Here is a 19,782-nt window from a genome sequence, read left to right as displayed (position 1 = left end):
CCTGCTCCCACAGGTATTGCACAGCCTTCAAGGCCGGTGAAGAACCTGTGGGAGCGGGTTCACCCGCGAAAGGGCCGGCACTGACAGCACATCAACCCCAGGAAGGACTCCTATGGCCCCACCCCCGGTAACCGGTCTTATCCTTTCTGGCGGCGGCGCCCGCGCCGCCTACCAGGTGGGCGTGCTGGCCGGCATTGCCGAGTTGCTGCCCGCCGGCGCGCACAATCCGTTCCCGGTCATCGTGGGCACCTCCGCCGGGGCCATCAACGCCGTCACCCTGGCCAGCGGCGCCACCCATTTCAGCGACGCCGTACAACGGCTCACCGCCTTCTGGCAGAACTTCCGCAGCCACCTGGTCATCCGCAGCGACTGGCCCGGTGTGGTCCGCCAGGCCAGCCGCTTCGTCGCCCACAACCTGCTGGGCGTGGGTGGCCCGGCGCCAGTGGCGCTCCTGGACAGCAGCCCATTGCGCGGCTTGCTGCAGGCGCACCTGAACCTGGACGGTATCGCCCACTCCCTGGCCGCCGAGCAACTGCGCGCCGTCGCGGTGACCGCGTTTGGCTACGAGTCCGGCCAGGCGGTGACCTTCTACCAGGGCCGCGGCACCATCGAAGCCTGGTTGCGCCATCGCCGTATCGGCATGCCCACGCCATTGACCATCGATCATCTGCTGGCCAGCGCGGCCATTCCGTTGCTGTTCGCCCCGGTGCGGCTGGGTGATGAATATTTCGGCGATGGTGCGGTGCGCCAGTCGGCACCGATCAGCCCGGCCCTGCACCTGGGCGCCAGCCGGGTACTGGTGGTCGGGGTCAGCGGCAACCCGCAGCGGCCGGCGCCACCGCTGCCGACCCAGCGGGTGTTCAGCGGGCAGCAGCCGAGCCTGGCGCAGATCGGCGGGCACATGCTCAACAGTACGTTCATTGACAGCCTGGAAGACGACATCGAGCTGCTGCAGCGCCTCAACCACCTGAGCCACCTGTTGCCGGCGCACCTGGACGCCCGGCGCCTGGGCCTGGCGCCGATCGACGTGCTGGTGGTGGCGCCCAGCCAGCCGCTGGACGAGATTGCCGCGCGACATCGGCGCGAGTTGCCGGCGGCTTTGCGCATGTTCCTGCGTGGGCCGGGGGCGACGCGTACCAGCGGGGCGGGGGTGTTGAGCTATTTGCTGTTCGAGGCCAGTTACTGCAGCGAGCTGATAGAGCTGGGGCGAAAGGATGCCTTGGCCAAGAAACGGGAGCTTTGTCAGTTCCTGGGGATTTGATATTGCTTGTGTCGGCCTCTTCGCAGCACAAGGCTGCTCCTACCGAGTAGCGCGTCGCCTTGTAGGAGCAGCCTTGTGCTGCGAAGAGGCCTGGCCGGCCTACTCGGCTATCTGCAACTTGCGCGCCTGGGTATAAACGTACCGCACCTTCTCGTACTCGAACGGCGAGTTGAGCTGGCCATAGCGGAATTTGGTGCTGTAGCGCTTGTCCACCACGCGTAGCACGGAGATTTCCGGGTGGTCGCTGCTGGCTTCGGCCACGTTCAGGTAGTTGATCGCCTGTTCGCCTGCATAGTCCACCACCAGCCCGGTGGTATCGCGCAGGTTCGAAGGCCCCAGCACCGGCAGCATCAGGTACGGCCCGTCCGGTACGCCATAGAAGCCCAAGGTCTGGCCAAAGTCTTCACTTTGCCGCGGCAGGCCCATCTTGGTTGCCGGGTCCCAGAGCCCACCCACGCCGATGATGGTGTTGAACATGAGCCGCGCGGTGATCTCGGCCGAGCGCTTGGCCTTGAGCTGCAACACGCTGTTGAACAGGTTCGGCACGTCGCCCAGGTTGTTGAAGAAGTTGGTCACCCCGGTGCGCACGAAGCGCGGGGTGACGTATTGGTAGCCGCTTACCATCGGCAGCAGCACCCATTGGTCCAGACGGTAGTTGAAGTGATAAACGCGCCGGTTGATCGACTCCAGCGGGTCGTACACGTTCAGCGCTTGCAGGGTGGAGCGCTCGAACTCGCGCTGGTCCAGCCCCGGGTTGAATTTCAGCTCACGCAGCGGGTCGAGGAAACCATCGGTCTCGGGCGCCAGTGGCGCTTCGGTGACTTGCGGGTCGGCCTCGACCACGCTGGCCCGGGGGGCGGTTTCGGCAGCCAGGGCGTGGCCGGCGGCGAACAGGGCAGTGGCGAAGAGGAGTTTGTTAACCACGGAAGAACTCCAGCATGGCGTCACTGTTGACGCGGTAATTGAGGTTGCCGCAATGGCCGCCATGGGGGTAAAGGGTCAGACGCTCACCGAACACCTTGCGCAGGAAGCCGATGTCGCCAGGGCCGAGGATGACGTCGTCGGCGTTGTGCATCACGGCGATCTTGTCGCTGCTGCTCAGGTAATCTTCAAGTGCATACAGGCTGACCTGGTTGACCAGTTGCAGGATGCTGTTGCCGTCGGTACGGGCGCGCCACATGGGGATGACCTGCTCGGTCATGTAGCAGTCGAAGTCGCACTGCAGGGCACGCTTGAAGAATGGCGTGAGGCTGCTGCCCTCGGTGATCGGGAACTTCGGCGGAATGATCAGGCCGCGGCGGTTGATCAGGTCGGAGGTAAAGGCAATGTCGGCCGCCGAGAAGCGGAACGAGGTGCCGATCAGCATGGCCATCTGCTCGTTGGACAGGTGCTGGCGCGACTGCTGGAAGTCGTACAGCAAGGCCTCATTGAGGTCGATGTAGCCCTTTTCCTGGAAGTAGCGGGTCAGCTTGGCCAACATCAGCTCGTAGAAGGTGGTGCTGCGGTCGATGCCCTTGACCTGGGTCTGCACCAGCTTGTCCAGGTTGTTGATCGAGGTGTACAGGTTGACCGGCGGGTTCAGCAGCAGTACGCGCTTGAAGTTGAAGCTGCGGCGGGTTTCGTCCAGGTGGCTGACAAAGGCAGCGTCGAGTGCGCCCAGGCTGTAGCCGGTGAGGTAGAACTCGCTGATTGGCAGGCGCGGGTGCTGGGCGCGCACGGCCTGCATCACCCGGTACATGTCTTCGGCATCCTCCTGGCTGACGCCTGGGGTGGCGAAGCGCGAGGCGGCGCTCATGAAGTCGTAACTGGTTGGCGACGACAGCTGCACCACGTGGAAGCCGGCCTGGTAGAACAGCTTCTTCAGGTATTCGTTGATGCTGCTGGTGTAGGGCGCACCGGTGCCGGCGATGATGAAGATCAGCGGCGCCTCGCGGTCCTGGCGGGCCAGGCGGTACTTGAGCTTTTTCACCGCCCAGAAATTGTCCGGCAGAGTGAATTCACGGTCCGGGCGCAGGTTGAGGCTGTAGTCGGACTGGTTGATTTCGTCATCTTCGGGCAGGGTGGGGCGCTGGTCCGGTGGCGTGGTGGCGATGGTTGCCTCGAACGGGTTGGTCAAGGGAAAACCATAGCTCGCGGCGTCGATATCCCGCGCCGAAGCGGCCACAGCCATGAGCAGGCCACCGAGCAAGGCAGCGAGGCGCAAAGATCGAAGCATGTAATCCCCCAAAAGAACGCAAGGTCGAGCAGTATGCAGGCTAGGACCACAACGGGCCGGGCAAAGTTGCCAGGTGCGGTGGTCTCTGGTGTGCTTGTTATCTGCAACATAGCTGCAGGGAGGTGATTTTGCCTTACAACTGGGCATAAGCGATCATGGATGCTTTCGATTACCGCTATTGGAGAGCTGGATGTCTCGTTCGCTGCCGGCTGCGCTGCTTGTGCTGTTTCTGGGGCTCTGGCTTGCTGCCAGTTATGGTGTGCGCTATGGACTGATGGAGGACGGGCAGTGGGTGGGGCTGTGCACGGCGCCGGCGGCGTACTGGCAGTGTGAGGTGCGGTCGTTGCTGGGGTTGGGCATTCATCACCAGGTGATGGCCTGGGGCGGACTGGGGCTGGCGCTGCTGGCGCAGGTCATTGCCGGCCGTGGCGGCTGGTGGCTGGCGGTGTTGGCGTTGGTGTTCGCGGTGCCGGCACTGGTGCTGTATACCGCCAGCATTGCCGTGTTCGCGCTGGTGGTGGCGGGGTTGCGGTTGGTCAGGTCGCCGGATCAAGGCTGAAAGGGGCCGCTTTGCGGCCCATCCCAGGCAAGCCAGCTCCCACAGGGACCGCGCCGATTCCATAGGTAGCATAACTCCTGTGGGAGCTGGCTTGCCTGCGATGGAGCGCGAAGCGGTCCCAAGGATATCAGGCCGGGCGCAGCCGCAAGCTCCGCCACAAGGCCGCGGTCATCAGCACACTGACCACTGCCCATCCCCAGGCCTGTTGGTTCTCCAACCCTTCCACAAACAACTGCGGCGCCACCCCGGCACCGACGATGAACGCCAGTAACGCCACCTCCGCACGCCGCGCCCGCACCGGCCACACTGCAAACACCAGCGCCGGCAACGCCAACGCCGCGCTGGGGAAGCTGCGGTAGCGTGGGTCGAACACCATCGCCAGCATGCTCACCGCCGCGGCAAAACCCGCCGCCAGCAACAGCCAGCCGGCCCGCGCCTGCAACCAGGCGTACAGGCGCTCGCGCCAGCCCGCGCGCCGTGCCAGGGCCAGCACGGCATGGGCCAGCACCAGCAGGTTCAGTCCTGCCAGCAGCACCGCCCACAGCCACTCCCCGGCAAAACGCGCATGGGTGCGCATCAGCTCGCCCCAGAGCCCCAGGCAGCCTGCCCCAAACGCTGCCAGCAACGGCAGCAGCATGGTTGCCGCCGGGGTGGCGGGGCGCCCGGCAAGCATCAGCATCACCACCGTCAGCACGGCACTGGCCAGCAACCACTGCGGCCAGTAAGGCAGGTTGCTCACCGGCCCTTCGAGTATGCCCTTGTCCTGCCGGTCGGCATCGTAAAGCCCCCAGTAACCACCAACCGCCCCTTCATTGGCGCGCTTCCATGGCTGGTCGAACGCCTCGATCAGGTTGTAGTGCCAGCCGTTGCTTTCGGCCATGGCCACGAACCCGCGAATGAAACGCGCCTCGTTGACCCGGCTGGGCTGTGCGGTTTCGCGCTGGCGGCCTTCGCTGGGCCAGCCGGTTTCGCCGATCAGAATGTCCTTCGGCGCGAAGCGCGTGCCGAACACCCGGCGCACATCGGCGACGTGGGCCAGGGCTTCGTCGATGCCCCGCGGGTCGTCTTCCCAGTAAGGCAGCAAGTGGATAGTCAGGAAGTCCACCGCAGGCGCTACCTGCGGGTGCTGCAACCAGAATTCCCACACATCGGCGTAGGTTACCGGCACCTTGACCTGGCTTTTCACCCGTGCGATCAGCGTGGCCAGGTGTGCGCCGGTCACCTCCTTGCGCAGCAGCGTCTCGTTGCCGACGATCACCGCACTGACCACGTCGGGGTTGGCATTGGCGGCGGCGATCAGTAGCTCGATTTCTTTCTCGGTGTCGGCCGGGTGGGCGTTGACCCAGGCACCCAGCATCACTTTCAGGCCATGCTTGCGTGCCAGCGCCGGGATTGCTTCAAGACCGGTCTGGGAATAGGTACGGATGCACTGGAAACGCTCGGCCAGCAACGCCAGGTCGGCATCCATGCGGGCCGGGCGCAGGCGCAAAGGCTGGTCGTAGGGCGACTGGTCCTTGTCGAACGGGGTATACGAGGCGCATTGCAGCTTGTGCGTCGGGCTGGCCGCGTCCGGCAGTTGCACCGGCTTGCCAAGCCCGTACCAGAGCCCTCCGAGCCCGAGCAGGGCGAGCAGGCAGGCAAGCAGGTACAACGGCAGCAGCAGGCGGGTAGAACTGGGCATCGGGCGGTCCATCGTCAGGCGCAAAAGGGTAGATAGTAGCCCGGCGCCAAACTTTTGGCATGCAAGGATCGCGCAGGGCGGCATAGGCCGATGGCGCTAATGGCATAGTGCTGTCGCATATGGGGCGGATATAGGTCGTAGCTGGAGCAGGTCGACTATTGTTGCAGGACCATGATGCAAATTCCGAGACCTGACGAGGGGATGCTTTGATGGCTGCTAATACAAAAATGCGACGTTTCCTGGGTGTGGGCACTGCCATGGTACTGGCCATGGGCGCGGCACAGGCAATGGCCAAAGAAGTCAGCATTGGTTACGTGGATGGTTGGGCTGACAGCGTGGCGACCACCAACGTGGCTGCCGAAGTAATCAAGCAGAAACTCGGCTACGACGTGAAGTTGCAGGCCGTTGCCACCGGGATCATGTGGCAGGGCGTGGCCACCGGCAAGCTCGATGCCATGTTGTCGGCCTGGTTGCCGGTAACCCATGGCGAGTACTGGGCCAAGAACAAGGACAACGTGGTCGACTACGGCCCGAACTTCAAGGACGCCAAGATTGGCCTGATCGTCCCTGAGTACGTCAAGGCGGTGAGCATCGCCGACCTCAAGACCGATGACACCTTCAAGCAGAAGATCGTCGGCATCGACGCCGGCTCTGGCGTAATGCTCAAGACCGACCAGGCCATCAAGGACTACGACCTGACCGGTTACAAGCTGCAGGCCAGTTCCGGCGCGGCGATGACTGCGGAACTGGGCCGTGCCTATGCCAAGCAGCAGTCGATCGCGGTGACCGGCTGGGTACCGCACTGGATGTTCGCCAAGTGGAAGCTGAAGTTCCTCGAAGACCCGAAAGGCGTGTATGGCGCCGCGGAAACCGTGAACAGCATCGGCAGCAAGGAACTGGCCACCAAGGCCCCGGAAGTGGCGGAGTTCCTGAAGAAGTTCAACTGGCAGTCGAAGGACGAGATTGGCGAAGTGATGCTGGCTATCCAGGAAGGCGCCAAGCCTGAAGCGGCGGCCAAGGACTGGGTGGCCAAGCACCCTGATCGCGTGAAGGAGTGGACGGGCAAGTAACACCCGTTCCGTTGTAGGAGCAGCCTTGTGCTGCGAAGAGGCCGGTGCAAGCTGCGAAGATTCGGGCAGCCTGTACCGGCCTCTTCGCAGCACAAGGCTGCTCCTACAGGGATATGTGCAAGCTGTTTTGTTGCGTGATCCGTAAAACACCGTTGCATCTAAGACTAAGGTCGTCTGGTTGGCGTCCGATAGCCGCATAAAGTAAGGGTCGTGGGTTCCACCCCTATCTGTGCTGCTAGGACAAAAACAATGAACGACAGCATTTACCTCTCGATACAAAACAGCCCCCGCTTCAAGGAGCTGGTCACCAAACGCGAACGGTTCGCCTGGATTCTCTCGGCGATCATGCTCGGCCTGTACTGCGCCTTCATCCTCCTGATCGCCTACGGTCCTCAGATCCTGGGCACCAAGCTCAGCCCTGAGTCGTCGATTACCTGGGGCATCCCCCTGGGCGTCGGCCTGATCGTCTCGGCATTCGTCCTGACCGCCATCTACGTACGCCGCGCCAACGGCGAATTCGATGAGCTGAACAAGGCCATCCTGAAGGAGGCGCAACAATGATTCGCCACGCCAAAGCCCTGGCCGTACTGGCCTGCGGAGCCTTCGCACCCGCCGTGTGGGCCGCCGATGCCCTGACCGGCGAGGTGCAGAAGCAACCGCTGAACGTCTCCGCGATCGCCATGTTCGTGGCCTTCGTCGCCTTCACCCTCGGTATCACCTACTGGGCCTCCAAGCGCAACAAGTCGGCGTCGGACTACTACGCCGCCGGTGGCAAGATCACCGGCTTCCAGAACGGCCTGGCGATTGCCGGTGACTACATGTCGGCCGCCTCGTTCCTGGGTATTTCTGCACTTGTGTTCACCTCTGGCTACGATGGCTTGATCTATTCGATCGGCTTCCTGGTCGGCTGGCCGATCATCCTCTTCCTGATCGCCGAACGCCTGCGCAACCTGGGCAAGTACACCTTCGCCGACGTGGCCTCGTACCGCCTCGGGCAGAAGGAAATCCGCACCCTGTCGGCCTCCGGTTCGCTGGTGGTGGTGGCGTTCTACCTGATCGCGCAGATGGTCGGTGCCGGCAAGCTGATCGAGCTGCTGTTCGGCCTGGACTACCACGTGGCGGTGATCCTGGTGGGTATCCTGATGTGCCTGTATGTACTGTTCGGCGGCATGCTGGCCACTACCTGGGTACAGATCATCAAGGCCGTGTTGCTGCTGTCCGGTGCCAGCTTCATGGCGCTGATGGTGATGAAGCACGTTGGCTTCGACTTCAACACCCTGTTCTCCGAGGCAATCAAGGTGCACGCCAAGGGCGAGGCGATCATGAGCCCGGGCGGCCTGGTCAAGGACCCGATCTCGGCATTCTCGCTGGGCCTGGCGTTGATGTTCGGTACCGCCGGCCTGCCGCACATCCTGATGCGCTTCTTCACCGTCAGTGACGCCAAGGAAGCGCGCAAGAGCGTGCTGTACGCCACCGGCTTCATCGGCTACTTCTACATCCTCACCTTCATTATCGGCTTTGGCGCCATCCTGCTGGTCAGCACCAACCCGGACTTCAAGGACGCCGCTGGCGCCCTGCTGGGTGGCAACAACATGGCAGCGGTGCACCTGGCCAACGCCGTGGGTGGCAGCGTGTTCCTCGGCTTCATCTCGGCTGTTGCCTTCGCCACCATCCTGGCGGTGGTCGCCGGCCTGACCCTGGCCGGTGCCTCGGCGGTGTCCCACGACCTGTACGCCAGTGTATGGCGCAAGGGCAAGGCCAACGACAAGGACGAGATCCGCGTGTCGAAGATCACCACCGTCGCCCTGGGCGTACTGGCGATCGGCCTGGGTATCCTGTTCGAGAAGCAGAACATCGCCTTCATGGTCGGCCTGGCGTTCTCCATCGCGGCCAGCTGCAACTTCCCGGTACTGCTGCTCTCGATGTACTGGAAGAAGCTGACCACCCGCGGTGCGATGATCGGCGGCTGGCTGGGCCTGGTGAGCGCGGTGACGCTGATGATCCTCGGCCCGACCATCTGGGTGCAGATCCTCGGCCACGAGAAGCCGATCTACCCGTACGAGTACCCGGCGCTGTTCTCGATGCTGATCGCCTTCGTCGGTATCTGGTTCTTCTCGGTCACCGACAAGTCCAAGGCTGCCGAAGACGAACGTGCGCTGTTCTTCCCGCAGTTCGTGCGTTCGCAGACTGGCCTGGGCGCTTCGGGTGCTGTTTCGCACTGATCCTTCCGGCAATGAAAAACCGCGCTTCGGCGCGGTTTTTTTGTGTTTTCGCCGCTAGATCATGCCTAGCAGCAACAAAACCAGCAGAACTACCAGCACCACGCCGATGATGCCGGACGGGCCATAGCCCCAGCTGCGCGAGTGCGGGAAGACCGGTAAGCCACCAATCAGCAGAAGGATCAGGATGATGATGAGAATCGTTGTCATGACGGAGTCCTTGCGTGGTTGAGGGTCAAGGGCCTCGGACTGCTGGCCTCTTGTAAATAAGGACTGGTGGTGAGTGTCAAAGATTCCATTTGTGTAGGGCTTGTACCGGCCTCTTCGCAGCACAAGGCTGCTCCTACAAGTGTGTGCGGTCCCTGCAGGAGCAGCCGGTGCAGGCTAACCACACAGTCATGCCCGTCCATTCACTACCCTGATGAACCCTGCCTGCCCACCAGGCCTTGATTAGACTGGTTGCACAACCCATCAGAACAAGGCCAGTCACCATGCAAAACCGCATCATGATTACCGGCGCCGGGTCCGGCCTCGGTCGCGAGATCGCCCTGCGCTGGGCGCGTGAGGGCTGGCGCCTGGCGCTGGCCGATGTCAACGAAGCCGGCCTGCGCGAAACCCTGGAGCTGGCCCGCGCAGCTGGCGGCGAAGGCTTTGCCCAGCGTTGCGACGTGCGCGACTACAGCCAGCTCACCGCCCTGGCCCAGGCCTGCACCGAGCAGTTCGGTGGTATCGATGTGATCGTCAACAACGCCGGCGTCGCTTCGGGCGGGTTCTTCGCCGAACTGTCGCTGGAGGACTGGGACTGGCAGATCGCGGTCAACCTGATGGGTGTGGTCAAGGGCTGCAAGGCCTTTCTGCCGCTGCTGGAGCGCAGCAAGGGGCGAATCATCAACATCGCCTCGATGGCTGCGCTGATGCAGGGGCCGGGCATGAGCAACTACAACGTGGCCAAGGCCGGCGTACTGGCCCTGTCGGAAAGCCTGCTGGTCGAGCTACGCGAACTGGAAGTGGCGGTGCACGTGGTGTGCCCGTCTTTCTTCCAGACCAACCTGCTGGACTCGTTCCGCGGGCCGAACCCGGCGATGAAAGCCCAGGTTGGCAAGCTGCTTGAAGGCTCGCCGATCAATGCGGCGGACATCGCCGAATACATCCACCGGCAGGTTGCCGCTGGTGAGTTCCTGATCCTGCCCCATGAGGCCGGGCGCCAGGCCTGGCAACTGAAGCGTCAGGCACCTGAGCGGCTGTATGACGAGATGGCTGAGATGGCGGTGAAAATGCGGGCCAAGGCTCAGTCGCGATGATTCGTCTGTAAGGAAAGTTACCGGCAGATGTAGGGTGCTTCTGAATCACGGTAGAACTATTGAGTAGCCCTATGCCGCCAAGGCAGGCTCCGGTTTTCCCTTTCGCTGGAGGAACGGAGCATGCTGGTAATAGGGCGCGAAGTGGGAGAGATCATCGTGATTGGTGATGACATTCGGATCATGGTCGTGGAAACGCGGGACGGGATGGTGCGCTTTGGAGTGGATGCACCGCGGCAAGTGCCGGTGCATCGGGCCGAGGTGTACAAGCGCATCAAGGAAGGGCAGCAGGCCAAGGCCCGCAGGGTTTGATGTTGCCTGTGCCGGCCTCTTCGCGGGCACGCCCGCGAAGAGGTCAGATCTGTTAGTCGAGCAGCTCGCGGGGCACATCATGCTTGGCCAGCAACTGGCACTGCTGGCTTTCCGGGTCGAAAAGGATGAACGCCTGGCCCTTGGCCAATGCCTGGCGCACCCGCAGCACGCGGGTTTCCAGCGGGGTGTCGTCGCCGTTGTCGGTACCGTCGCGGGTGACGAAGTCCTCGATCAGGCGGGTCAGGGTTTCGGCTTGCAGTTGGTCGTAGGGGATCAGCATGGTGGCGTTGCCTAGGGTCTTGGTGGGGGCATGCTACGCGAAATATTCGGGATTTTGGGGCCGCGTTGCGGCCCAATCGCCGGCAAGCCAGCTCCCACAGGGACAGCACAAAGCCTGGGCCTGTGGTTATCCTGTGGGAGCTGGCTTGCCGGCGATTGGGCTGCAAAGCAGCCCCCAGGGCCCTCAGCCTTTGTTGCCAACCAGGCTATCCACCGCCGGCACCCGCGTATCGCTCTCCATCTGTGCATCATGTTCCAGCTGGTGGCTGAAGCGCTCCAACGACGCATTGGCCGGCTGCGAATCACTGGCAAACACCGGCGGGCTCAGCAGGTACGCCGACAACAAGCGGCTCAACGCCGCCAGGCTGTCGATGTGTGTTCGCTCGTAGCCATGGGTGGCATCGCAACCAAAGGCTACCAGCGCGGTACGAATATCGTGCCCCGCCGTCACTGCCGAATGGGCATCGCTGAAGTAGTAGCGGAACAGATCGCGCCGCACCGGCAGGTCGTGGTCGCCGGCCAGTTTCAGCAGGTGCCGGGACAGGTGGTAGTCGTAAGGCCCCGACGAGTCCTGCATGGCCACGCTCACTGCATGTTCGCTGGAGGCCTGCCCGGGCGCCACCGGGGCGATGTCGATGCCGACAAACTCGCTGACGTCCCAGGGCAGGGCGCCAGCCGCTCCCGAGCCGGTCTCTTCGGTGATGGTGAACAGCGGGTGGCAGTCGATCAACGGTTGGCGGCCGCTTTCCACCACGGCTTTCAGCGCCGCCAGCAGCGCTGCCACGCCGGCCTTGTCGTCCAGGTGGCGGGCGCTGATGTGGCCGCTTTCGGTGAATTCGGGCAGCGGGTCGAAGGCAACGAAATCACCGATGCTTACACCCAGCGCCTCGCAGTCGGCGCGGGTGGCGCAGTAGGCGTCCAGGCGTACCTCAACGTGCTCCCAGCTGACCGGCATCTGGTCGATGGCGGTGTTGAAAGCATGCCCGCTGGCCATCAGCGGCAGCACGCTGCCCCGGTATACGCCGGTGTCGGTGAATACGCTGACCCGGCTGCCTTCGGCGAAGCGGCTGGACCAGCAACCGACCGGCGCCAGGGCCAGGCGGCCGTTGTCCTGCAACTGGCGCACGCTGGCGCCGATGGTGTCCAGGTGAGCGGACACGGCGCGGTCGGGCGAGGTTTGCCGGCCCTTGAGGGTGGCGCGGATGGTGCCGCGGCGGGTCAGCTCGAAAGGGATGCCCAGTTCGTCCAGGCGCTCGGCCACGTAGCGCACGATGGTGTCGGTGAAGCCGGTGGGGCTGGGGATGGCGAGCATCTCCAGCAGCACGCGCTTGAGGTAGTCGAGATCGGGTTCGGGATGTCGGTCGGACATGGTTGGGGGGCTCCTTTACTCCTGTGCCGGCCTCCTCGCGGGCACGCCCGCTCCTACAGGAACCCCACAAGTCTCGTGGGCTGTGCTGGACCTGTGGGAGCGGGCGAGCCCGCGAAGAGGCCATCAGCCTTTACGCCAAAGGCCGGCTATGCGGAAACAGCAGATCGATAAAACGCTCGGCGGTCGGTTGCGGTTCATGGTTGGCCAACCCTGCACGCTCGTTGGCCTCGATGATCACGTACTCCGGTTGCCCGGCATCACGCACCATGAAGTCCAGCCCCACCACCGGGATCTCCAGCGCCCGTGCAGCGCGCACGGCGGCTTCGGCCAGCACCGGGTGCAGGCGTTCGGTCACGTCTTCCAGGGTGCCGCCGGTGTGCAGGTTGGCGGTGCGTCGCACGGCCAGGCGCTGGCCGGCGGGCAACACGTCGTCGTAGCCAAAGCCCGCCGCGCGCAGGGTGCGCTCGGTTTCGTCGTCCAGTGGAATGCGGCTTTCGCCACCGGTTGCGGCCTGGCGCCGACGGCTCTGGGCATCGATCAGCTCGCGGATGCTGTGCTTGCCATCGCCCAGCACTTGCGCTGGGTGACGGATGGCTGCCGCCACCACTTCGTAGCCGATCACCACGATGCGCAGGTCATGCCCGGCATGGAAGCTCTCCAGCAACACGCGGCTGTCGAACTGGCGGGCATGCGCCACGGCTTGGGTGATGTCGTCGATGCAGGTGAGGTTCACCGCCACGCCCTGGCCTTGCTCGCCGTCGACCGGCTTGACCACCACCGCGCCATGCTCTTCGAGAAACGCCAGGTTGTCGTCGGCATTGCCGGCCAGCTGCTGCGCCGGCACCTGCAGCCCGGCATTGTGCAAGGCATGTTGGGTAAGGCGCTTGTCCTGACACAGGGTCATGGTCACGGCGCTGGTCAGGTCGCTGAGCGACTCACGGCAGCGAATGCGGCGCCCGCCCAGGCTGAGGGTGAACAGGCCGCCAGCGGCATCGTCCACTTGTACCTCAATGCCTCGACGCAGCGCTTCGTCGACGATGATGCGTGCGTAGGGGTTGAGGTCGGCTTGAGGCCCCGGCCCCAGAAACAGCTGTTCGTTGATGCCGTTCTTGCGCTTGACCGCGAAGGTCGGCAGGTTGCGAAAACCCAGCTTCTGGTAAAGGCGCTTGGCCTGGCGGTTGTCGTGCAGCACCGACAGGTCCAGGTAGGCCAGGCCGCGGCTCATGAAGTGTTCGATCAGATGGCGCACCAGCACCTCGCCCACGCCGGGGCGGGTGCAGTGCGGGTCTACCGCCAGGCACCAGAGGCTGCTGCCGTGCTCGGGGTCGTCGAACGCCTTGGCGTGGTTCAGGCCCATGACACTGCCGATCACCGCGCCGCTGTCTTCGTCCTCGGCCAGCCAGTACGCCGGGCCGCCCAAGTGCAGAGGCGTAAGCAGCTCGGCGTCCACCGGCAACATGCCGCGCGCCTGGTACAGGGTGTTGATCGCCTGCCAGTCGCCCGGGTTCTGCGCCCGGCGCACGCGAAAGCCGCGGAACACCCGCTGCGCCGGGCGGTAGTCGGTGAACCACAGGCGCAGGGTGTCGGACGGGTCGAGGAACAGTTGCTGCGGGGCCTGGGCCAGCAGCTGCTGCGGCGCGGCCACGTACAGGGCGATATCGCGCTCGCCGGGGCGTTCTTCCAGCAGGTCGGCGGCCAGGTCGGCCGGGTTGGGGTAGGTGTGGCCGATCAGCAGCCGGCCCCAGCCGCAATGTACGGCGCGCGGCTGGTCGTGGGGCTGGCTGCCGTCGCCGGCCAGGCGCGCCTGCAGGCGCTCGTAGGACGGCGCCTGGCCGCGCAGCAGGCGCTGACCGTAAGCGATTTCATGGGCTTTCATCGGTCAGATTCCTTGTTCGCTCAGCCACAGGTTCAGCGCCGCCAGCTGCCACAGCTTGGAGCCGCGTAGCGGTGTCAGCTGGCCGTGCGGGTTGCTCAGCAGGCGGTCGAGCATGGCCGGGTTGAACAGCCCGCGGTCCTGGCTGGGGTCGGTCAGCAGTTCACGTACCCAGCCGAGGGTGGCGCCTTCCAGATGCTTCAGGCCCGGCACCGGGAAGTAGCCCTTCTTGCGGTCGATCACCTCGTGCGGGATCACCCGCCGCGCCGCCTGCTTGAGCACCTGCTTGCCGCCGTCGGGCAGCTTGAAGCGTGCCGGAATGCGTGCCGAAAGCTCCACCAGCCGGTAGTCGAGGAATGGCGTGCGCGCCTCCAGGCCCCAGGCCATGGTCATGTTGTCGACCCGTTTGACCGGGTCGTCGACCAGCATCACCGTGCTGTCCAGGCGTAGCGCCTTGTCTACCGCATCGGGGGCGCCAGGGCGGGCGAAGTGTTCACGGACAAAGTCGCCCGCTGCGTCGCTTTCCAGCAGCCAGGGTGCCTGCACGGTGTCGCGGTACTCGGCGTGGCTGCGATCGAAGAAGGCTTCGCGGTAGGCGGTAAAGGCATCCTCTGCGCCGTCCACCTGCGGGTACCAGTGGTAGCCGGCGAACAGCTCGTCGGCGCCCTGGCCGCTTTGCACGCCCTTGCAGTGCCTGGCCACTTCCCGCGACAGCAGGTAGAAGGCGATGCAGTCATGGCTGACCATGGGTTCGCTCATGGCGCGGAAGGCGGCTGGCAACTGGTCGATGATTTCGTGCTCGGCAATGCGCAGCTGGTGGTGACGGGTGCCGTAGTGCCTGGCGATCAGGTCGGAGTACTGGAACTCGTCGCCGCGTTCGCCACCGGCATCCTCGAAACCGATGGAGAAGGTCGACAGGTCATCCACGCCCACTTCGCGCAGCAGGCCGACCAGCAGGCTGGAATCGACCCCGCCAGACAGCAGTACACCTACGTCCACTGCTGCCCGTTGGCGAATGGCCACGGCGTCGCGGGTGGCGTCGAGCACGCGGGTGGTCCAGCCTTCCAGGTCCAGCTCACGTTCATCGGGGTTGGCGCCGTAGTGCAGCTGCCACCAGGTCTGGCGTTCCACTTCGCCATGACGATCGATGCGCATCCAGGTGCCGGGTTCCAGCTTTTGCACGTTGGCCAGCAGGGTGCGTGGCGCCGGCACCACGGCGTGGAAATTCAGGTAGTGGTTGAGTGCCACCGGGTCGAGCATCGGGTCGATGTCACCACCCTTGAGCAGCGCTGGCAGGGTCGAGGCGAAGCGCAGGCGCTCGCCGTTGCGCGACAGGTACAAGGGCTTTACGCCCAGGCGGTCGCGGGCGAGGAACAGGCGCTGGTTGTCGCGTTCCCAGATGGCCAGGGCGAACATGCCATTGAGCTTGGGCAGCAGGGCCGCGCCCCAGGCGTGGTAGCCCTTCAGCAACACCTCGGTGTCGCCGTCGGACCAGAAGCTGTAGCCCAGGGCTTGCAGCTCCTGGCGCAGTTCGGGGAAGTTGTAGATGGCGCCGTTGAAGGCCAGCGACAGGCCCAGGGTGTTGTCCACCATCGGCTGGGCAGAGCCGTCGGACAGGTCCATGATTTTCAGGCGCCGGTGGCCGAGGGCGATCGGGCCTTGGCTATGGAAGCCCCAGGCATCCGGGCCGCGGGGCGCCAGGTGGTGGGTTATGCGCTCTACCGCAGCCAGGTCGGCTGGGCGAGGGGCTTGGTCGATGGGTGTAAAACGCAACTCTCCTGCTAATCCGCACATAGGTCCTTACCGGTTTTTCCGTTGGGGAGGGGGTGCCCCGGATTAGGGCACCTTAAGGAACTGACCCATGTGGTTTGCGAGAGTTTTAGATCGATCTGTTATATGGGGCTGCTGCGCAGCCCTTCGCGGGCTCGCCCGCACAGGTTCACCACAGGCCTGGGGCCTTACGCGGTCCCTGTGGGAGCTGGCTTGCCGGCGATTGGGCTGCGCAGCAGCCCCCGGCCCGATCACTTCCCACGAATCAACCTGCGCAAGGCAAACCGATTCGGGTGGCACGCCTCCGCCACCGCCCGTGGCAACGGCAGCGGTTCCCCGCATACCCACGCCGCCACCAGTTCGCCGCTCAACGGCGCCGTGATCAACCCGCGCGAGCCGTGCCCGCTGTTCACATACAACCCATCCAGCCAGGGGCAGGCCACATCCGGCACCTGCCGCGCATCCCGGCCCAGCACTGCATATGCCTGGGCGAACGCCTGCGCATCCGCCACCGGCCCGACGATCGGCAGGTAATCCGGGCTGGTGCAACGGAACGCTGCACGGCCTTCCAACTGCCCGGGGTCCAGTTCGGCGGCGCCCAGGCGCTGGGCAAGGTCGACCGAAATCTCGTCCAGCAATGCCAGGTTGCCCTGGTGCTCGGCTACCGTCGGCGCCAGGTCTGTGCTGTGGAAGTCGAAGCTCGCGCCCAAGGTGTGTTCATCGCCGCGCGGCGGCGCTACATAGCCTTCCGCACACACCACGGTGCGCAGCGCGCGGCTGCTGGGGGTGGCCGGCAGGCGGGTGATCTGCCCGCGGATGCGCTTGAGCGGCAGCTGCGCGCATGGTTCGAAGCGCAGTATGTCGGCGGCACCGGCCAGCACCACCACCGGCGCGCTGGCCAGCAAACGTTCGCCAGCCCAGGCTTGCCACTGCCCGTCGACCTTGCGCAGCTCGAGCACCTCCTGGTGCGTCAGTAGGCGAATACCCGGGTGCTGCAACTGCTGCTGGCACAGCGCCGGCGGGTGCACCCAGCCACCTTCGGGATAGAACAGCCCGCCAGCCTGCAAGGCCACACCTGCGATGGCTTCGGCTTCTGCACGTTCCAGCGAGTGCAGCAGGCCATGTTCGAAGGCGCCAGCCAGTTTGCCCTGGCGTTCGGCTTCCTTGTTGTCGAAGGCCAGTTGCAGCACGCCGCAGGCATCCCAGTCGTGGCCACGTTGCAGGCGCTGCAGCTGGCGCCGGGTATAGCCGAAACCGGCGAGGATCATCTGCGACAACGCCGTGCCATGGGCGGACAGCTTGAGGTACAGCACCCCTTGCGGGTTACCCGAAGCTTCCCGAGCCGGCGTGTCGTGGCGTTCCAGCACGGTAACCTGCCAGCCACGCCGTGCCAGGCTGGCGGCGGTGGTGCTGCCGGCGAGCCCGGCGCCTATCACCAGCGCTTCACGCGGCCCCGCAACGGCAGCCGGGCGCGTATACCATGGCGCACCGGGGCTGGGCACAGGGCCGACATAGGCGCCGCTCATCACTTCCCATTTCTTGCCGATGCCCGGCACCTTCTTCATGGCGAAGCCGGCATCGACCAGGCTGCGGCGTACCCAGCCGGTGGTGGTGAAGGTGCCTAGCACCGTGCCCGTGTGTGACAGCCGTGCCAGTTGCGCGAACAGCTCCGGGGTCCACATGTCGGGGTTCTTGGCCGGCGCGAAGCCGTCGAGGAACCACACATCGATCTGCGCATCGAGTTGCGGCAGCTGCTCCAGTACGTCGCCTATCAGCAGGGTGAGGGTGACCCGGCCGTTGTCGAAGGTGAACTGCTGGAAGCCAGGGTGCACTGCCACGTACTGCTCCAGCAGGGGCTGGCTGTAGGCCGCCAGTTCCGGCCACAGGCGTATGGCGCGGGCCAGATCGTCGCGGCCGAGGGGGTATTTTTCGACGCTGACGAAATGCAGGCGGGCCTCGGCATGGGCGTGCTGCTCGAACAGTTGCCAGGCGCAGTAGAAATTCATGCCGGTGCCGAACCCGGTTTCGCCGATCACCACGCAGGCGTGCGGGGCGAGGTTGGCAAAGCGCTCGGCCAGACGGGTTTGCCCGAGAAACACGTGCCTGGTTTCTTCGATGCCTTCGTTGACTGCGAAATAGACGTCGTCGTATTGCCGCGAATGGGGGCGGCCCTGGTCGTCCCAGTCGATCTGGGCGTGCTGGAGGAGGGTGGACATGGTTGGCTCGGTTGCAGCGGATGGGCGGATTTTATGCCATCTGAGGATTTTGCGCTGGCTGTGCCGGCCCTATCGCCGGCAAGCCAGCTCCCACAAGTACTGCACAAGCCTTCAAATCCGCTAGTCTTGCTTATCCATTGAAGGAGCCAGTGCATGTTCGAATCCGCAGAAATCGGCCACAGCATCGACAAGGAGGCTTACGACGCCGAGGTACCCGCTTTGCGCGAGGCCCTGCTCGAAGCCCAGTACGAACTCAAGCAGCAGGCGCGCTTCCCGGTGATCGTGCTGATCAACGGTATCGAAGGCGCCGGCAAGGGCGAGACGGTCAAACTGCTGAACGAGTGGATGGACCCGCGCATGATCGATGTGCTCACCTTCGACCAGCAGACCGACGAAGAGCTGGCCCGCCCGCCAGCCTGGCGCTACTGGCGGGCCCTGCCACCCAAGGGGCGGATGGGCGTGTTCTTCGGCAACTGGTACAGCCAGATGCTGCAGGGGCGGGTGCACGGGGTGTTCAAGGATGCCGTGCTCGACCAGGCCATCACCGGCGCCGAACGCCTGGAAGAGATGCTGTGCGACGAAGGTGCGTTGATCATCAAGTTCTGGTTCCACCTGTCCAAGAAGCAGATGAAGGCGCGGCTGAAATCGCTCAAGGACGACCCGCTGCACAGCTGGAAGATCAGCCCGCTGGACTGGCAGCAGTCGGAAACCTACGACCGTTTCGTGCGCTTTGGTGAGCGCGTGCTGCGCCGCACCAGCCGCGACTACGCGCCATGGCATGTCATTGAGGGCGTCGATCCGAACTACCGCAGCCTGGCGGTAGGGCGCATCCTGCTGGAAAGCCTGCAGGCGGCACTGGACAACAATCCCAAAGGCAAGCACCAGGGCAACGTCGCCCCGCTGGGCCGCAGCATCGACCAGCGCAGCCTGCTCGGCGCGCTGGACATGACCCTGCGCTTGGACAAGTCCGACTACCAGGAGCAACTGGTCACCGAGCAGGCCCGCCTGGCCGGCCTGCTGCGCCACAAGCACATGCGTCGGCATGCCTTGGTGGCGGTGTTCGAAGGCAACGACGCTGCCGGCAAAGGGGGCGCCATCCGCCGCGTGGCGGCAGCGCTGGACCCGCGCCAGTACCGCATCGTGCCCATTGCCGCGCCCACTGAAGAAGAGCGCGCGCAGCCATACCTGTGGCGGTTCTGGCGGCACATTCCGGCGCGTGGCAAGTTCACCATCTTCGACCGTTCCTGGTATGGCCGGGTGCTGGTGGAACGTGTGGAAGGCTTCTGCAGCCCGGCCGACTGGATGCGTGCCTACAGCGAGATCAACGATTTCGAGGAACAGCTGGTGAATGCCGGCACGGTGGTGGTCAAGTTCTGGCTGGCGATCGACCAGCAGACCCAGCTGGAGCGTTTCGAAGAGCGCGAGCAGATCCCGTTCAAGCGTTACAAGATCACCGAGGATGACTGGCGCAACCGCGACAAGTGGGACGACTATGTCCAGGCGGTGGGCGACATGGTCGACCGCACCAGCACCGAGATTGCGCCGTGGACGCTGGTGGAGGCCAACGACAAGCGCTGGGCGCGGGTGAAGGTGTTGCGCACCATCAACCAGGCGCTTGAGGCGGCGTTTGCCAGGGACAAGAAATAGCCAGGCTTGTTGG

General features: G+C 64.5%; 17 protein-coding genes. 8 read left to right on the top strand and 9 right to left on the bottom strand.

Annotation, left to right across the window (positions count from 1 at the left end; translation table 11 throughout):
- Window positions 1-112 precede the first annotated feature (112 nt).
- A complete protein-coding gene (locus tag IMX18_RS17825; protein ID WP_013971426.1) occupies window positions 113-1,261 on the top strand; it encodes a patatin-like phospholipase family protein in 1,149 nt (382 codons plus the stop codon).
- A gap of 99 nt (window positions 1,262-1,360) precedes the next feature.
- On the opposite strand, the gene IMX18_RS17820 is transcribed toward IMX18_RS17825, so the two are convergent.
- Window positions 1,361-2,104: an MlaA family lipoprotein gene (locus tag IMX18_RS17820; protein WP_043936071.1), complete on the bottom strand. Its 744-nt coding sequence runs from the start codon at window positions 2,102-2,104 to the stop codon at window positions 1,361-1,363.
- Between the two features lie 73 nt (window positions 2,105-2,177).
- The gene (locus tag IMX18_RS17815) at window positions 2,178-3,476 is read right to left on the bottom strand and encodes a hypothetical protein (protein ID WP_003260096.1); all 1,299 of its coding nucleotides are present in this window, start codon (window positions 3,474-3,476) and stop codon (window positions 2,178-2,180) included.
- 190 nt (window positions 3,477-3,666) lie between these two features.
- Here IMX18_RS17815 and IMX18_RS17810 point away from each other — a divergent pair, with 190 nt between their 5' ends.
- Window positions 3,667-4,035, top strand: a complete 369-nt coding sequence (locus tag IMX18_RS17810) for a hypothetical protein (RefSeq protein WP_191471920.1) — start codon at window positions 3,667-3,669, stop codon at window positions 4,033-4,035.
- 127 nt (window positions 4,036-4,162) lie between these two features.
- On the opposite strand, the gene IMX18_RS17805 is transcribed toward IMX18_RS17810, so the two are convergent.
- The gene (locus tag IMX18_RS17805; RefSeq protein ID WP_191471919.1) at window positions 4,163-5,728 is read right to left on the bottom strand and encodes a glycoside hydrolase family 17 protein; all 1,566 of its coding nucleotides are present in this window, start codon (window positions 5,726-5,728) and stop codon (window positions 4,163-4,165) included.
- A gap of 197 nt (window positions 5,729-5,925) precedes the next feature.
- On the opposite strand from IMX18_RS17805, the gene IMX18_RS17800 reads away from it, so the two are divergent.
- The 3 genes from IMX18_RS17800 (at window position 5,926) to IMX18_RS17790 (ending at window position 9,008) form a co-directional block, all read left to right on the top strand.
- Window positions 5,926-6,786 (top strand): glycine betaine ABC transporter substrate-binding protein, encoded by an 861-nt coding sequence (locus IMX18_RS17800; RefSeq protein ID WP_054573879.1) that lies wholly within the window; start codon window positions 5,926-5,928, stop codon window positions 6,784-6,786.
- A 249-nt stretch (window positions 6,787-7,035) separates the two neighbouring features.
- A complete protein-coding gene (locus tag IMX18_RS17795; RefSeq protein ID WP_003260090.1) occupies window positions 7,036-7,347 on the top strand; it encodes a DUF485 domain-containing protein in 312 nt (103 codons plus the stop codon).
- Window positions 7,344-9,008 (top strand): cation acetate symporter, encoded by a 1,665-nt coding sequence (locus IMX18_RS17790; RefSeq protein ID WP_013971432.1) that lies wholly within the window; start codon window positions 7,344-7,346, stop codon window positions 9,006-9,008. The genes IMX18_RS17795 and IMX18_RS17790 overlap by 4 nt, the downstream gene beginning before the upstream one ends.
- Window positions 9,009-9,062: 54 nt before the next feature.
- On the opposite strand, the gene IMX18_RS17785 is transcribed toward IMX18_RS17790, so the two are convergent.
- On the bottom strand, window positions 9,063-9,215 hold the full coding sequence (locus tag IMX18_RS17785) for a DUF3309 family protein (RefSeq protein ID WP_013971433.1): 153 nt from the start codon (window positions 9,213-9,215) through the stop codon (window positions 9,063-9,065).
- Window positions 9,216-9,496: 281 nt separating this feature from the next.
- On the opposite strand from IMX18_RS17785, the gene IMX18_RS17780 reads away from it, so the two are divergent.
- Together IMX18_RS17780 and csrA are read left to right on the top strand one after the other, a co-directional pair.
- Entirely contained in the window at window positions 9,497-10,306 is an 810-nt protein-coding gene (locus tag IMX18_RS17780; protein ID WP_100413208.1) for an SDR family oxidoreductase, read from the top strand.
- 120 nt (window positions 10,307-10,426) lie between these two features.
- Window positions 10,427-10,615 (top strand): carbon storage regulator CsrA, encoded by a 189-nt coding sequence (csrA, locus tag IMX18_RS17775; RefSeq protein WP_003259056.1) that lies wholly within the window; start codon window positions 10,427-10,429, stop codon window positions 10,613-10,615.
- A 52-nt stretch (window positions 10,616-10,667) separates the two neighbouring features.
- Here csrA and IMX18_RS17770 read toward each other — a convergent pair whose 3' ends face one another.
- From IMX18_RS17770 to mnmC, 5 genes are all read right to left on the bottom strand, one after another.
- Window positions 10,668-10,895, bottom strand: coding sequence for a YheU family protein (locus IMX18_RS17770; protein ID WP_013971435.1), 228 nt, complete (start codon window positions 10,893-10,895; stop codon window positions 10,668-10,670).
- 183 nt (window positions 10,896-11,078) lie between these two features.
- The gene (locus IMX18_RS17765; RefSeq protein ID WP_085617662.1) at window positions 11,079-12,263 is read right to left on the bottom strand and encodes an osmoprotectant NAGGN system M42 family peptidase; all 1,185 of its coding nucleotides are present in this window, start codon (window positions 12,261-12,263) and stop codon (window positions 11,079-11,081) included.
- Between the two features lie 130 nt (window positions 12,264-12,393).
- On the bottom strand, window positions 12,394-14,139 hold the full coding sequence (gene ngg, locus IMX18_RS17760) for an N-acetylglutaminylglutamine synthetase (protein ID WP_054573481.1): 1,746 nt from the start codon (window positions 14,137-14,139) through the stop codon (window positions 12,394-12,396).
- 3 nt (window positions 14,140-14,142) lie between these two features.
- The gene (locus IMX18_RS17755) at window positions 14,143-15,930 is read right to left on the bottom strand and encodes an N-acetylglutaminylglutamine amidotransferase (RefSeq protein WP_015269291.1); all 1,788 of its coding nucleotides are present in this window, start codon (window positions 15,928-15,930) and stop codon (window positions 14,143-14,145) included.
- Between the two features lie 227 nt (window positions 15,931-16,157).
- Entirely contained in the window at window positions 16,158-18,122 is a 1,965-nt protein-coding gene (gene mnmC / locus IMX18_RS17750; protein ID WP_217190910.1) for a bifunctional tRNA (5-methylaminomethyl-2-thiouridine)(34)-methyltransferase MnmC2/FAD-dependent 5-carboxymethylaminomethyl-2-thiouridine(34) oxidoreductase MnmC1, read from the bottom strand.
- A gap of 153 nt (window positions 18,123-18,275) precedes the next feature.
- Between mnmC and pap the strand changes: the two genes are divergently transcribed.
- Window positions 18,276-19,769, top strand: coding sequence for a polyphosphate:AMP phosphotransferase (gene pap / locus IMX18_RS17745; protein WP_015269293.1), 1,494 nt, complete (start codon window positions 18,276-18,278; stop codon window positions 19,767-19,769).
- Window positions 19,770-19,782 lie beyond the last annotated feature (13 nt).

The organism is Pseudomonas shirazica, assembly GCF_015168335.1.
Classification (GTDB): domain Bacteria; phylum Pseudomonadota; class Gammaproteobacteria; order Pseudomonadales; family Pseudomonadaceae; genus Aquipseudomonas; species Aquipseudomonas asiatica.
The sequence above is the reverse complement of the archived record's forward strand: the minus strand, read 5'-3'. Positions and strand labels throughout refer to the sequence as shown.

Bases quoted from the DNA above. Each gene is read 5' to 3' on its own strand.
- IMX18_RS17825 (WP_013971426.1), top strand. From the start codon at position 113: ATGGCCCCACCCCCGGTAACCGGTCTTATCCTTTCTGGCGGCGGCGCC.
- IMX18_RS17815 (WP_003260096.1), bottom strand. From the start codon at position 3,476: ATGCTTCGATCTTTGCGCCTCGCTGCCTTGCTCGGTGGCCTGCTCATG.
- IMX18_RS17810 (WP_191471920.1), top strand. From the start codon at position 3,667: ATGTCTCGTTCGCTGCCGGCTGCGCTGCTTGTGCTGTTTCTGGGGCTC.
- IMX18_RS17805 (WP_191471919.1), bottom strand. From the start codon at position 5,728: ATGGACCGCCCGATGCCCAGTTCTACCCGCCTGCTGCTGCCGTTGTAC.
- IMX18_RS17800 (WP_054573879.1), top strand. From the start codon at position 5,926: ATGGCTGCTAATACAAAAATGCGACGTTTCCTGGGTGTGGGCACTGCC.
- IMX18_RS17795 (WP_003260090.1), top strand. From the start codon at position 7,036: ATGAACGACAGCATTTACCTCTCGATACAAAACAGCCCCCGCTTCAAG.
- IMX18_RS17790 (WP_013971432.1), top strand. From the start codon at position 7,344: ATGATTCGCCACGCCAAAGCCCTGGCCGTACTGGCCTGCGGAGCCTTC.
- IMX18_RS17785 (WP_013971433.1), bottom strand. From the start codon at position 9,215: ATGACAACGATTCTCATCATCATCCTGATCCTTCTGCTGATTGGTGGC.
- IMX18_RS17780 (WP_100413208.1), top strand. From the start codon at position 9,497: ATGCAAAACCGCATCATGATTACCGGCGCCGGGTCCGGCCTCGGTCGC.
- csrA (WP_003259056.1), top strand. From the start codon at position 10,427: ATGCTGGTAATAGGGCGCGAAGTGGGAGAGATCATCGTGATTGGTGAT.
- IMX18_RS17770 (WP_013971435.1), bottom strand. From the start codon at position 10,895: ATGCTGATCCCCTACGACCAACTGCAAGCCGAAACCCTGACCCGCCTG.
- IMX18_RS17765 (WP_085617662.1), bottom strand. From the start codon at position 12,263: ATGTCCGACCGACATCCCGAACCCGATCTCGACTACCTCAAGCGCGTG.
- ngg (WP_054573481.1), bottom strand. From the start codon at position 14,139: ATGAAAGCCCATGAAATCGCTTACGGTCAGCGCCTGCTGCGCGGCCAG.
- IMX18_RS17755 (WP_015269291.1), bottom strand. From the start codon at position 15,930: ATGTGCGGATTAGCAGGAGAGTTGCGTTTTACACCCATCGACCAAGCC.
- mnmC (WP_217190910.1), bottom strand. From the start codon at position 18,122: ATGTCCACCCTCCTCCAGCACGCCCAGATCGACTGGGACGACCAGGGC.
- pap (WP_015269293.1), top strand. From the start codon at position 18,276: ATGTTCGAATCCGCAGAAATCGGCCACAGCATCGACAAGGAGGCTTAC.